This window comes from Arenibacter arenosicollis (genome assembly GCF_014397245.1).
GTDB lineage: Bacteria > Bacteroidota > Bacteroidia > Flavobacteriales > Flavobacteriaceae > Arenibacter > Arenibacter arenosicollis.
The window spans coordinates 695993-709701 of the sequence record NZ_JACLHY010000001.1 but is presented as its reverse complement, the minus strand read 5'-3'; the positions used below and the strand labels follow the sequence as shown (position 1 = coordinate 709701).

Annotated in this window: 13 protein-coding genes; all 13 read left to right on the top strand. The window is 32.1% G+C overall.

Translation table 11 applies throughout. From position 1 onward, the window contains the following. Window position 1 precedes the first annotated feature (1 nt). The 13 genes from H4O18_RS02865 (at window position 2) to H4O18_RS02805 (ending at window position 13705) form a co-directional block, all read left to right on the top strand. Window positions 2-1141, top strand: a complete 1140-nt coding sequence (locus H4O18_RS02865; protein ID WP_187581581.1) for a LegC family aminotransferase — start codon at window positions 2-4, stop codon at window positions 1139-1141. Further along, on the top strand, window positions 1128-1757 hold the full coding sequence (locus H4O18_RS02860; protein WP_187581580.1) for a NeuD/PglB/VioB family sugar acetyltransferase: 630 nt from the start codon (window positions 1128-1130) through the stop codon (window positions 1755-1757). Before H4O18_RS02865 ends, H4O18_RS02860 begins: the two co-directional genes overlap by 14 nt. 2 nt (window positions 1758-1759) lie before the next feature. After that, the gene (gene neuB, locus H4O18_RS02855) at window positions 1760-2764 is read left to right on the top strand and encodes an N-acetylneuraminate synthase (RefSeq protein ID WP_187581579.1); all 1005 of its coding nucleotides are present in this window, start codon (window positions 1760-1762) and stop codon (window positions 2762-2764) included. Then, window positions 2761-3936, top strand: coding sequence for a UDP-N-acetylglucosamine 2-epimerase (gene neuC / locus H4O18_RS02850; protein WP_187581578.1), 1176 nt, complete (start codon window positions 2761-2763; stop codon window positions 3934-3936). The genes neuB and neuC overlap by 4 nt, the downstream gene beginning before the upstream one ends. Further along, on the top strand, window positions 3923-4969 hold the full coding sequence (locus H4O18_RS02845) for a nucleotidyltransferase family protein (protein ID WP_187581577.1): 1047 nt from the start codon (window positions 3923-3925) through the stop codon (window positions 4967-4969). The genes neuC and H4O18_RS02845 overlap by 14 nt, the downstream gene beginning before the upstream one ends. Then, window positions 4970-5686: an acylneuraminate cytidylyltransferase family protein gene (locus H4O18_RS02840; RefSeq protein WP_187581576.1), complete on the top strand. Its 717-nt coding sequence runs from the start codon at window positions 4970-4972 to the stop codon at window positions 5684-5686. Further along, window positions 5683-6594: a Gfo/Idh/MocA family protein gene (locus tag H4O18_RS02835; RefSeq protein WP_187581575.1), complete on the top strand. Its 912-nt coding sequence runs from the start codon at window positions 5683-5685 to the stop codon at window positions 6592-6594. Before H4O18_RS02840 ends, H4O18_RS02835 begins: the two co-directional genes overlap by 4 nt. Then, on the top strand, window positions 6576-7322 hold the full coding sequence (locus H4O18_RS02830) for an SDR family oxidoreductase (RefSeq protein WP_187581574.1): 747 nt from the start codon (window positions 6576-6578) through the stop codon (window positions 7320-7322). The genes H4O18_RS02835 and H4O18_RS02830 overlap by 19 nt, the downstream gene beginning before the upstream one ends. A gap of 386 nt (window positions 7323-7708) precedes the next feature. Beyond that, on the top strand, window positions 7709-9904 hold the full coding sequence (locus H4O18_RS02825) for an SGNH/GDSL hydrolase family protein (protein WP_187581573.1): 2196 nt from the start codon (window positions 7709-7711) through the stop codon (window positions 9902-9904). A 55-nt stretch (window positions 9905-9959) separates the two neighbouring features. Next, the gene (locus H4O18_RS02820) at window positions 9960-11267 is read left to right on the top strand and encodes a fibronectin type III domain-containing protein (protein ID WP_187581572.1); all 1308 of its coding nucleotides are present in this window, start codon (window positions 9960-9962) and stop codon (window positions 11265-11267) included. A 60-nt stretch (window positions 11268-11327) separates the two neighbouring features. Next, entirely contained in the window at window positions 11328-11909 is a 582-nt protein-coding gene (locus H4O18_RS02815) for a hypothetical protein (RefSeq protein ID WP_187581571.1), read from the top strand. Window positions 11910-11918: 9 nt separating this feature from the next. Continuing rightward, entirely contained in the window at window positions 11919-12467 is a 549-nt protein-coding gene (locus H4O18_RS02810) for an acyltransferase (protein WP_187581570.1), read from the top strand. Beyond that, window positions 12464-13705, top strand: coding sequence for an oligosaccharide flippase family protein (locus tag H4O18_RS02805; protein WP_187581569.1), 1242 nt, complete (start codon window positions 12464-12466; stop codon window positions 13703-13705). The genes H4O18_RS02810 and H4O18_RS02805 overlap by 4 nt, the downstream gene beginning before the upstream one ends. Window positions 13706-13709: the final 4 nt, after the last annotated feature.

Sequence of the window (13709 nt, the reverse complement as noted above, 5' to 3'; positions counted from 1 at the left end):
AATGTATAAAGACACAATTAACTTTATAAAAGAACTATATAATACAAATGATTTTATACCTCTTCACGAGCCCCGTTTTATAGGTAATGAAAAGAAATATTTAAATGAATGTATTGATTCAACTTTTGTCTCCAGCGTAGGCAAATTTGTGAATCAATTTGAAGAAGATGTTGCAAAATTTACTGGGGCAAAGTATGCTATTGCAACAGTAAATGGTACTGCCGCTCTACATACAGCTCTGTTGATGGCAGGGGTAGAACGAGATGATGAGGTTATTACACAACCTTTAACATTTATAGCTACTTGTAATGCTTTGAGTTATATTGGAGCTTATCCTGTTTTTGTAGATGTAGACAAGGAAACTTTAGGGTTGTCTCCTGAAAAACTAGAGCATTTTTTGGCTAATAATTCTGAATTAGTTAATGGTAAATGTATTAATAAAACCACCAAACGTAAAATAAAAGCTGTAGTGCCAATGCACACTTTTGGTTTCCCAATACATATAAAGGAATTAATTGCAGTTTGCGAAAAATATTACCTTGAAATTGTTGAAGATGCAGCTGAATCTTTAGGAAGTTATTACAAAGGTCAGCATACAGGAACTTTTGGTTTATTAGGAGCTTTTAGCTTTAATGGGAATAAAACCATTACAACAGGTGGGGGGGGAATGATTATTACGAATGACGAGGAATTAGCTAAAAAAGCTAAACATTTGACAACAACTGCCAAAATTCCACATCGTTGGGATTTTGATCATGATATGATTGCTTACAACTATCGTTTACCGAATTTAAATGCTGCTCTGGGTTGTGCCCAGTTAGAATCACTACCAAATTTTATTAATAAAAAAAGGGAATTAGCCGCTCTTTACAAATCCCATTTTTATAGTAAATCACTACAATTTATTGAAGAGCCAAAAGAAACGAAATCCAACTATTGGTTAAACGCTATTTTAGTTTCAAACTTAAAAGAAAGAAACGCTTTTTTGAAGGAAACCAATGATAACGGTATTATGACTAGACCTATTTGGAAACTTATGAATAAATTGTCTATTTATCGATTTGCACAAATCGGAAATATAGAAAACGCTCAATGGTTCGAAGATAGAATAATTAATATCCCTAGCAGTGTTAGAGTCTAAAAAAATACACATTTTAGGCTATTCAGGCCATGCATATGTTGTAATTGATATAGCGCTGTCAAATAATTTAATAGTGCAGAGTTACTTCGATAAATTACAGACAAAAATTAACCCCTATGATTTGGTATACAGTGGGTCTGAAACGGAGGTAGATATTAAGTCTTTAATTAAATCTGATCATATTTTTCCAGCTGTTGGTTCAAATAGCCTTAGAACTAAACTTATTACTTTTATTGAAGAACATGATCTAAATCAAACCACTTTAATAGCGCTTAGTGCCTACATATCACCATTGGCATCCGTCGGTTTATCCACCTTAATTGGACCAAAAGTTATTGTTAACAGTATGGCAAGTATTGGTACGGGCTGTATAATAAATTCTGGAGCAATAATAGAACACGAATGCAAGGTTGAAGATTTATCTCATATAGCACCAGGATGTGTATTAGCCGGTAACGTTACAATAGGCAATAATAGTTTTATTGGCGCAAATTCTGTTGTAAAAAATGGAGTAAAAATTGGAAAAAATGTGATTGTGGGAGCCGGCGCAGTGGTTATAAACAATATTCCTGATAATGAAACTTGGGTAGGGAATCCAGCAAAAAGAATACGATAAAAATGGAAAACAAGGTTTTAATAATTGCAGAAGCAGGGGTAAACCATAATGGAGATATGGCATTAGCAAAAAAACTGATAGATGCGGCTGCAGATGCTGGGGTAGATTATGTTAAATTTCAGACATTTAATTCTAAAAAACTAGTTAGTAAATCTGTTCAAAAAGCAGATTATCAAAAACTAAATACGAATGATGAAGTAGAATCTCAGCTGAAAATGCTTCAGAAACTAGAACTTAGTAAAGAAGACCATTTGGTATTAATTCAGCATTGTAAAACAAAAAACATTAAGTTTTTGTCGACCGCTTTTGATTTGGATAGTATAGATTTTTTAAATACACTGAGAATTGATCTATGGAAAGTACCCTCTGGTGAGATAACCAATTTACCATATTTAAGAAAATTAGGTAGTTTAGGTAAGCCAGTAATAATTTCTACGGGAATGGCTGAGATGTCTGAAATCGAAGATGCCGTACATGTTATCATTTCATCTGGTACAAAAAAAGAAGATATTACTGTGTTACATTGTAACACAGAATATCCTACACCTATGCACGATGTAAACTTAACAGCGATGAACACCATAAAGAACGTGTTTAATGTGCCAATTGGTTATTCTGACCATACTTTGGGTATTGAAATTCCCATAGCTGCTGTGGCACTTGGTGCTACCGTTATTGAAAAACATTTTACCCTAGACAAAACTATGGATGGTCCCGATCACAAAGCTTCGTTAGAACCAAATGAGCTTAAGGCAATGGTGACTGGAATAAGAAACATTGAACAGGCTATGGGTAATGGTGTAAAAGCACCTAGCCCAAGTGAAGCAAAAAACAAACCTATAGCTCGCAAAAGTATTGTTGCAAACATGGATATTTCAAAAGGAGAAATTTTTAATGAGAACAACATAACAGTAAAGCGGCCAGGTACAGGAATCTCGCCTATGAAATGGGATGAAATTATTGGCAAAGTTGCAACCAAAAATTACAAAGCAGACGAGTTAATATGAGAAAAATCGCCGTTATTACAGGTACTAGAGCTGAGTATGGTCTGTTAAAGCCGTTAATTAAGGCAATTGATGGTGCTAAAAATTTACAGCTTCAACTTCTGGTAACAGGCATGCATTTAATGCCAGAATTCGGAAATACATATTTGCAAATAGTAAAAGACGGATTTACTATTGATGCAAAAATAAAGGATGGTTTAAAGGGAGATAGTTCCTTAGATATTTCTATGGCTGTAGGTCAAGCTACAATAGGTTTTGCACAAACGTATAGTGAATTAAACCCTGACATGATTGTAGTTCTAGGTGATCGTAGCGAAATATTGGCCGCTGTAACAGCATCAGTAATCAGTAACATTCCGGTAGCTCATATCCATGGAGGCGAAACAACAGAAGGAGCTTACGATGAGTTAATGAGGCATGCAATAACGAAAATGAGTCATTTACACTTTGCAAGTTGCGAAGTGTATAGAAAAAGAATTATACAATTAGGGGAACAGCCTGATACTGTTTTTAATGTTGGTGCAATTGGCATAGATAGTATTAAAAATCTTCAATTAATGGATAAACATGCGTTTGAAGAATCTATTTTTAAAACACTTGATCAAAAGTCTGTATTAATTACATTTCATCCAGTTACGATGGAGAATTTTACTGCCGAAGGACAATTCAATGAATTATTGTCAGCCTTAGATAATATGAAAGATACAACCTTGATTTTCACAAAACCAAATTCAGATAAGGGCGGCAAAGCTATTATTGAAATGATAGACTCTTATGTAGAAAGTAATGCTGAGAAAGCAATAAGCTTTACATCATTAGGGCAACTTAGATACCTTTCGGCATTAAAACATGTAGACTTTGTAATCGGTAATTCTTCTAGTGGAATATTAGAAGTCCCATATTTTCATATCCCTACTATCAATATTGGAGATCGGCAAAAAGGACGAGTAGCACCAATGAGTGTAATACATTGTAAACCTACTGCACATGAAATTTCGTTGGCCATTTCAAAGACCACAAGTAAGAAATTCTTAGATGACATTCAAGATCAAGAATTGTTATTTGGAAATGGCGATGCAACAAAGAAAATAATAACCCAACTTATAACATTCGATAATCAAAATCTTAAAAAATCATTTTACGATTTAAAACCATCCTGTCTTGAGAAACTTTAGAGAACATTTACTGCCAACACAGAGTACTATTAGAGAAGCTCTTATTAAATTACAAGATTTGGCAAAAGATGCCATTCTATTTGTCGTAGATGAAGAGGATAAGCTAATGGGTTCACTTACCGATGGTGATATAAGAAGAGGGCTTATAGATGGTGTAGATGTAAGCGATAAAGTAAATAAAATTATTCAGCCTAATCCTAAGTTCATAAGAAAAGGAGAGAAGAATCTCGAAAAGATTATAGAATACCGAGAAGGTAATTATAGAATACTTCCCGTTCTAGATAGAGACGATAAGGTTGTAAACGTAATTAATTTTAGGCTTATACGCTCATATTTACCTGTAGATGCCGTTATTATGGCCGGAGGTAAAGGCACAAGGTTAAGACCTTTAACCGTGAATACACCCAAACCGTTATTAATGGTCGGTGACAAACCTATTATGGAGCATAATCTAGACAGGCTCGCGCTTTATGGTATTGATGATTTTTGGATTTCGGTAAAATACCTTGGAAAGCAAATTGAAGATTATTTTGGTAATGGTAATAACAAAAGTATTAATCTACGGTATGTTTGGGAAAACAAACCGCTAGGTACAATTGGAGCGGTATCAAAAATCAATGATTTTTCCCATGATTACATATTATTAACCAACTCCGATTTGTTAACGAACTTAGATTATGAACACTTTTTTTTAGATTTTAAAAAGACAGATGCAGATTTAGCTGTTGTAACCATACCTTATCAAGTAAACATACCATATGCAGTTTTAGAAACCAGTAATGGGCATGTGGTAAATTTTAAAGAAAAACCTACCTATACATACTATTCAAACGGGGGTATTTATCTAATAAAAAAATCCGCCCTTGAATATCTGCCAAAAGAAGATTTTTTCAATGCAACAGACTTGATGGAGAAATTAATAACAGAAGGCAAAAAAGTAGTATCCTATCCTTTATCTGGTTATTGGTTGGATATTGGAAAACATGAAGATTTTGAAAAAGCTCAACGCGATTTGCAACAAATAAAGTTTTAAATGAACATATTAATTACATTGTGTGGAAGAGGAGGCTCTAAGGGCATCCCCGGCAAAAACATTAAAGCACTAAACGGTACACCGTTATTGGCTTACTCAATTAAACATGCCAAAGAATTTGCAATTGTCCACAGTAATGTAGATATTTTACTTTCTACCGATAATAGAGCCATTAAAGAAGTTGCCTCCTCATTTGGTTTAGAAACAGATTATGTTAGGCCAGATTATTTGGCCAACGATACCATTGGTAAAATTGATGTTTTAATGGATGCAATAAAATTTCAAGAAAACAAGAATCAAAAAAAATACGATATTCTTCTTGATCTTGATATTACGTCTCCGTTAAGAACCCAGAAAGATCTAAACGAAGGCTATAGTAAGCTTTTGGCCGACGATAAAGCTATTAACCTATTTTCGGTTTCTAAACCTCATAAAAACCCTTATTTCAACGTTGTAGAGGCCTCTGATGATGGCTATTGTAAATTAGTATGCCCTAGTGATACAAAATCTAGGCAAACAGCCCCACAGGTTTTTGATATGAATGCTTCTTTTTATTTTTATCGTAGAACCTTTTTTGAAAATGGTTGTAAATCAGCGATTACAGAAAGAAGCTTATATTATGTAATGGATCATATTTGTTTTGACTTAGACGAGCCTTTAGATTTTGATATAATGGAATATCTTTTAGCAAACGATAAATTAGGAATGACCTTATGAAGGTATTGATTGTTGGTCTTGGTTCTATTGCCTCAAAACATATTGCGGCTTTAAGGATAATTGACCCTAACGTAGAATTTTACGCAATGCGGTCTTCTATAAATGCAGATTCTAAGAAAGGGATAATTAATTTATTCTCCTTTGACGATCTAAATGGATTAGAAATAGATTTCGCCATTATATCTAACCCTACATCAGTCCATAAAGAAACGGTAGATCGTTTAATTCCTAAAAAAATACCATTATTCATAGAAAAACCACTTTTTTCTAAATTAGGGTATGAAGAAGTACTACAAGAAATTCAGAACAATAAAATAACTACCTATGTGGCATGTAACCTTAGGTTCTTAGATTGTTTAAAGTTTACGAAAAATTATATCCAAGGCAAAAGGATCAATGAAGTAAATATATATTGTGGATCTTATTTGCCAGACTGGAGACCCGGTATCGATTATAAAACTACTTATAGTGCTAATAAAAAACTAGGCGGAGGGGTACATATCGATTTAATTCATGAAATAGATTATGCGTATTGGTTATTTGGAAAACCCCAAAAAGTCAATAAGGTTTTTTCAAATAAATCTTCTTTGAATATTGATGCTTATGATTATGCAAATTACATGTTAGGGTATGCTACATTTAACGCGAACATAATTCTAAACTATTTTCGTAGAGACCCTAAAAGAACTCTTGAGATTGTTTGTGATGATCAAACATTGACAATTAACATTTTAAAAAATACGGTTTATCATAACCAAGAAATAGTATGCATGTCTGAAAAAACAATAATAGATACTTACGAAGATCAATTAAGGTTTTTTATTAATGAAGTTCTTGCAAAAGACAACAAGTTTAATACAGCAAATGAAGCTTACAAAATATTAAAAATATGCTTGGAGAACGACTAAAGAATAAAGTAATTATAGTAACAGGTGGTAGCGGGTTAATAGGTAAGCCAATTTTAGAGCACCTAAAAAATAACCAGGCAATTGTTATTAATGCTGATATTAATGCTGACACAAATATTGAAAGTGGCAACTATAAATGCGATGTTACTTCAGAAGAGTCTATTTTAGAATTATTAAAAGAAGTATACAAAAAGCATGGCAGAATAGATGGTTTGGTAAACAATGCATATCCCCGAACGAAAGATTGGGGTAGTAAGTTTGAAGATGTACCTATGGAGTCTTGGCGAAAAAATGTAGACATGCAAATGAATAGTGTTTTTTTTATGTGTCAACAGGTTTTAAAAATAATGAAAGAACAAGGTTCTGGATCAATAGTGAACATCGCATCAATTTATGGTGTTGTGGGTAACGATTTTACTATCTATGAAGGGTATGGAGGCACTTCCCCAGCTGCATATTCTGCTATTAAAGGCGGGCTTATTAATTTTAGTAGATATTTAGCGTCCTTTTACGGCAAGTATAATGTACGTATTAACTGTGTGTCGCCAGGTGGCATTAAAGACTCACAACATCCTTCATTTATTGAGCGATATGAAGATAAATCACCATTAAAAAGATTAGGACAACCAGAAGAAATAGCGCCTGCAATTACATTTTTATTGTCAGAAGAAGCATCTTTTATTACAGGTCATAATCTTATGGTAGATGGTGGGTGGACCGCAATATAGTAGGATAAGGTATGTCAGGTAGAAATGGATAAACCTTCTATATGGGCTTTAAAAGCTTTCACTTTAGATATTTAACAAATTATTATCCTGATTACAATAACTGGGAGTTCTTGCCGTAGGTTGAATATAGTTTGAAAATGATTTTGAATATCTTTCTTCTCTTGTTGATTACTATAGTTTTAATGTTTGTATTATCTTGCCAACCAAAGTTAGTTTTTAAGGAAACAATATTTTTGGACTTTTATTCAATAGGAACTAATTCTTATAGAGATATAACAGCAAAAATTAAGACTTAATCTAAAAATATAATTTCTGGATTTTATGTTTAAAAAATCCATTAGTATTGTAATATTTGTTTCTCTCTAGTTAACCGAAAATTAATTTAAATGACCAATCTTAAGTTATTTACTATTTCATTTCTTACCATTTCAAATATATTCGCAATAGATGTTTTTAAATCAAAAAATAATCTAACAAGTAATTCTGAGATTAATAACGAGCATTTCGAAAAATTAATCCTAAATACCTCAAAAATAAATAAATGTGCAACCCAAAAATCAAATGATTCCATTTGGGATTTAAAATCTAAAAAAGATTTATGGACAGAATTAGGGCAGACGAAAGGCTATATTTTGAATTCATCAGGGAAACCAGTTTTATTCCCTACGGGGGCTATTAGTCCGTACTTTAATGTTGAAAATGTTTCCTTTATACAATTGAAAGGTTTCCCGGGATTTTTAAAAAATACAGACTATGGATACTTAGCCTTTTATGATGAAAACAAGGAAATAATACGCGTCATAGGAAGTGCACAAATAACCAATGGACTACACTATAATATAAGTAAAATAGTAGGATTAAAATATATTAGACTAACTTCTTTTGCATACAACGAATCTATTGAAAATGTATCATTTTATACTTTTGATAAATTAAAATATGTTTCTGATCCTCAAAACTTTTTTGCTAAAAACAATATAGACTTTGACAATCTTAATATAGGTAAGGTTTTTAATTCAAAAGGAAATTATCGTAGTTTATCAACAGGTATTATAACTAATAAGATAAAAATCCCAAGCTGGGCTACATATATAATGATAAATGGAAATGAACAAGTATCCCTTGAAAAGAAATCTGCATATATCGTATTTAAGGCTGACGATGATACAATCTTGTCTGTTAAATCATACGCAGACGGGATAAGAAATAAAAGAATATTTAAAATCCCCCGACCTAATCCGTCAAAGCCAACCACATTTGTTGAAATGACGATACGATTAAAAGATGAAAATATTAACGATTGTTCCTTACTTTTCTTGAAGAGTTCGAATCAAAAAATAGTTGACACAAAAGGACATATATTTGGTGAATCCTTTGACTATAAAGAAAATGAATTATTAATCCCTTCCGAGATTTTTACACTAAAAAACGAACCTTTTTCAATTTTTACCTCTGGGATGTTTAGGCAATACGGGAAAGAAAAGGATGTAGATATTTCTTTAAATTATACAGATGGAAATCATTTTTATACTAGAAAAGTATTAGAAGCTCTAGAAATAAGTAGTGATGTAACCGGTAGATTTCTGGTAAGACAGAATGACTTGTTTAATATGGTTCTTTACAAAGATGTAACTATCAAAACAGTAGATCCTTCTGAGGTAAATGATACTATTTCATGGATGGTTATAGGTGATAGCTTGACAGAAGGAAACAATGGTAATGATGTTAGCCCCTATTACCAAACAAAACAGTTATTGGCTAGTTATGGAGTTATTGTTAATGACTTTGGGACCTATCATAATAACAATAAAGGTATAGATTTAGAATATGAAGGTAGAGGAGGCTGGAGGTATAGGACCTTTGTAGGTCTTGAAAGTAAGTTCGCAGGGCTAGATTTAAACATACCTAATGATAAATATTCTAATAAAATACAAAAAAACGAAAATCCATTTTTGTATAAGGCGACTTCTAAAGATCTTAAGGAATTTCCGGAATGGTGTTTTAATTTTTCTAAGGGAGATACTTACAATGTTAGTTATGCTGAAAATCCATACCTTAATAGTTATTATATCTTTAATCCAGAAGCTTATTTCGAAAAACGATTTAACGGAAATAGACCAGACATAATTAGTATCGCCTTAGGAACAAATGAATGGTATGTTCAGCAATCAATTTATAATGGGTTTGATTTGCCAAAAATTAAAGACTGTATTGATTGGATGTTAACTAGATTAAGAGCAGCAGCTAAATCTGCAAAAATTATTGTAATTCCATACCATCAAATTGGTTTTGTAAGGAAATTGGATTGGGAAGATTACGCATTTTATTTAGCTGAATATACTACTAAAGTTGTAGAGGACATGAGAGCTAATGGTGATTCAAACATTCACACCTTACCACTTTACTGTTTAGATGACCCTTATTCCGTAATTCGTCAAATAAATGGTTCTACAAATGTATCTGACGTAAATGGCTTACAAATAGGCAATAGCTCAAACAATGTACATATAATGGATTATTCTGGAAATAATCTTGATGTATATACAAGATCTTTAACTACATGTATTTTGAATATTTTATAGAATAAAAACTTAGATGTCTATAATTACATGCTTTCTATATCGAAAATCTTGTACTATGAAATTTAAAAATTCTTGTTTTGTAATTTTTGTTTGTTCTTTTTTGAACTGTAAAACTGATGATACCATAGAAGAATCCGAAGAAATATGCCTAAGAAATGTTGAAATAGGTTTAGAGACCTTAACAGCAAACAGCGTCACCATTAAATGGCTAGAGACCCAAGGCTTTGCTTCAAATTATGAATATGGGGAAAAAGGCTTTACTCTTGGCACAGGCATTAAAGGGAATACATCAGATGAGAGTGTTACACTAGAAAACTTAAAACCAGATACTATTTATGATTTTTACTTAAAATCTATTTGTACTGCTGTGATAATGGGAGAATTCACCACAAATCCTTATACATTTACGACGCTAACCTGTTATGAGCTAAATACTGATAATTTAGGATTCATGGGTTATGTCGAAAATGGTTATTTTAATGCTTTTTGGATACCAGATAGAAATGCTGATGAATGGCAAGTTGCCATGTTGCTAAGTGGCACTGACAACCCCGTTGAAGCCCAGATATATACGATAGAGAGTAACGTTAATCGTTTTGATTTTCCAGATATTGAACCATTTGTTGAATATACTTTTTTTGTAAGAGGAAAATGTGGAGATACTTTTGGTGATTGGGAAACAAAAAACATAAACACTGATGATGAAAACTTAACCTCACCATGCATCATAGCCAATACAACAATCGTTAACAATGATGGTTATGATATTACTTTTTATTTAGCAAATCAAACCAATTATATTGTTGAAATTGTAGAGGAGCGTAAGGAAAAAGGTAGCGGTTTAGTATTTGAGAGAGATAGCAATAGTTCTTTCAACATTAAAAAACAGACATTTCATAATGAATATGCTGAGTATGTAAAGGCAGCCACCAATTATGATGTATTCGTTAGAGTTGAATGCGGTTCTTCATTTTCAGAATACACAAAGGTCTTAAGTTTTAAATCACCAGTAAACAATGCCGCTTTTTTAACTGAAGGAGTCGTTAATGGCGAAGAGCTACAGTTGTCATGGCTTAGGGATTATGGCTTTAACGATAGCTATTGTCAACCTTATGACGAAGTAGTTTATGAAATTGAATACGGTCCGCAAGGTTTTAAAGAAGGCGAAGGAATTTTAATTGACACTGAGGGTGTGCCTAAGGGCGGTGATTATGGGTATAACCTACCGTTAATTGCTTTAGCGCCTAGTGTTACCTATGAATTTTCGATACGGACCATTGTTAACGTCAAAAGTGTCGGCGAATGGAATTCTTCTCATTGTAATAATTCAGGTATTGGACGCTTGGTATTTACAGCACTTTAAAAATTAAGAAGATAATTTTAGTTTCAGTATTTTTATAGAACCATTATATAATCTTTATCCTTGAAGCTTTCTACAAAACAATTGATCCGAATTACACTTCCAATTCTCTTGGTATTGCTTCTTGTTTTTCAAATTAGAAAAAGAAATTCGCAAATAGAGCACCGTAATAATGAACAGCAGGCCATTCTAAATTCCAACAGCGCATACGCTAAACTATTAAATCAACGCAGCATTTATAGAGACAGTATCTATCGAATATATATTGCGTCTATTAATGATAGTAAGGAAATAATATTTCTAAAAAAAGATTCATTGAATAGTATGCAGCGCGAAAGTAAATTTTTTGTGCATTTGTACCCTAAAAATGTAAAAGATTTGGTAGGTAGTGTTAATCATAATACAATAGATTTTAAAAGCAATTTTACTTCATTCACAATTAATGGACAATTATACAATGTTGCACACACAAAATTACCCGATTACGAAATAGAAAAACTTAACTTAGGGCAGTATAGTTTTAGAGGCAATAATGATGTTAATTATAAAATCACCCATTTAATTGATAGTAGAAAAGTTGCCGATATTTTAAAGGAAAATAAAGAAACCATTGATAATTTTGAATACATAGATAAATCATTTTGACAATTTTATATGATAGGTTTGATAAAGAAAATAAAGTTTGATAATAAAGCAGACCGCCTAGGTCCAGATTGCCCTTTCTCGCATTGGCGATTATTTTTCAAGAAAACAATGCAAAAATTATGTGATAAAAAGTTTGAGCATTTTGGAAAAGACGCAGAATTTAGACCTTATGCCTTTGCAATTAATTGTTCAAAAATTAGTATTGGTGATAAAGTAGTTATAAGACCTGGAAGTATGTTGTTTGCAGATGTTAGAGATCCTAACAAGGGTAGAATCATCATTGAAGATCAAGTTTTAGTAGGATCTGGTGTACATATCTATGTTTCTAACCATAAATTCGGAGAATTTAATAACCCAATAATAGACCAAGGTCATTTTGATGCCATTGACACCAAAATTAAAACAGGGGCTTGGATTGGCGCAAATTGTATTTTGTTGCCAGGGGTTACAGTTGGTAAAAACAGTATTGTAGGAGCAGGAAGTATTGTAACTAAAGATGTACCAGATAATACAGTTGTAGCAGGCAACCCAGCTAGAATTTTAAAGTCATTATCTTGAAAAATAGCATAGAAAGTGTTCTAACACGAGGAATATCTATTTTATCTAAATTTCTGCTCTTAGGGTATTTGGCTAAAATTCTTTCATTGGAAGATTATGGAAGTTTTCAGCTTGTAAGTTATTTTATTTTTATCTCAACAATGATATTCGGACTCGAATATTATAATATAAGTAATCGTGAATTAGCGGAAAATCCGACCCAGAATTCAGTTTTTAATGAGCATTTAAAATTCTTCCTTACTCTTTCCCCGATAGTGCTCTTCATACAGATGGCAATCCTATTTACCATATTGCCTTCACAACTATTGACACTTAAAAATACCACATTTATACTGACAATAAGTTTGTTTGATTATTTCTCCCAAGAAGTTTATCGCTATTTAATGATAAGCAAGCAATACAGAAATGGAAATATTCAACTGATTTACAAAAGTGTAATTTTCCTAGTACTGATTATTGCTTACGTCTATATTTTCAATTCACTTAACTTTAATAATCTTTTATTATTAATGGTGATATCCTATTCCTTTCTGCTTTTGTTGGCAACCATTAGTTTTAACAATAAAATATATAAGTTTAGAAAACAAAATTTAAGTCTTTTAAGTTTTTCAAACCTTAAAAAAAAATTACAGATCTTATGGCCATTTATCATTTTGGCCCTCTTTATAAAGGGAATAGAATTTTCCGATAAATTTATTATAGGGAAAAAAATTAACCTTGAAGCTGCCGGAATTTACTCCTTCCTTTTTTCAATGGCCTCAATAATTAATGTGTTTATTATTAGTGGATTCTATATTATTTACCTGCCACAACTGATCAATAGTTTTCGCACTGATCAAAAGAAATTTAAAAAAGAGCTGATCAAATTTGGAATGTTGACCATAGGGTCAAGTATTATATTGGGAGTAGGGGTAATTTTAGGGAGCGGCTATGTTTTTAGGATCATTGGAAAAGCAGAATTCCTAGACCATTTGGAACTTCTAAACATCTTGGTGTTTGGATTCATACTTTATAATATTTCATTAATTCCACATCTTTTTTTATATGTTTGCCATGCTGAAAGGGCAATTACCCTAATTATGGGCTTAGCTTTTATGCTTAATCTGGTACTTAATTTCTTACTTGTTAAGGAATTTAATATTCTTGGATCTGCATATAGTTTTTTAATAACTTATAGTGTTATCTTAATTTTTAAATCAATCTGGGCATATATTAAATGGCAGAAATTAATTGTTTAATTGT

Coding starts and splice junctions, on each gene's coding strand:
- H4O18_RS02865 (WP_187581581.1), top strand. CDS start 2: ATGTATAAAGACACAATTAACTTTATAAAAGAACTATATAATACAAAT.
- neuB (WP_187581579.1), top strand. CDS start 1,760: ATGGAAAACAAGGTTTTAATAATTGCAGAAGCAGGGGTAAACCATAAT.
- neuC (WP_187581578.1), top strand. CDS start 2,761: ATGAGAAAAATCGCCGTTATTACAGGTACTAGAGCTGAGTATGGTCTG.
- H4O18_RS02840 (WP_187581576.1), top strand. CDS start 4,970: ATGAACATATTAATTACATTGTGTGGAAGAGGAGGCTCTAAGGGCATC.
- H4O18_RS02835 (WP_187581575.1), top strand. CDS start 5,683: ATGAAGGTATTGATTGTTGGTCTTGGTTCTATTGCCTCAAAACATATT.
- H4O18_RS02830 (WP_187581574.1), top strand. CDS start 6,576: ATGCTTGGAGAACGACTAAAGAATAAAGTAATTATAGTAACAGGTGGT.
- H4O18_RS02825 (WP_187581573.1), top strand. CDS start 7,709: ATGACCAATCTTAAGTTATTTACTATTTCATTTCTTACCATTTCAAAT.
- H4O18_RS02820 (WP_187581572.1), top strand. CDS start 9,960: ATGAAATTTAAAAATTCTTGTTTTGTAATTTTTGTTTGTTCTTTTTTG.
- H4O18_RS02810 (WP_187581570.1), top strand. CDS start 11,919: ATGATAGGTTTGATAAAGAAAATAAAGTTTGATAATAAAGCAGACCGC.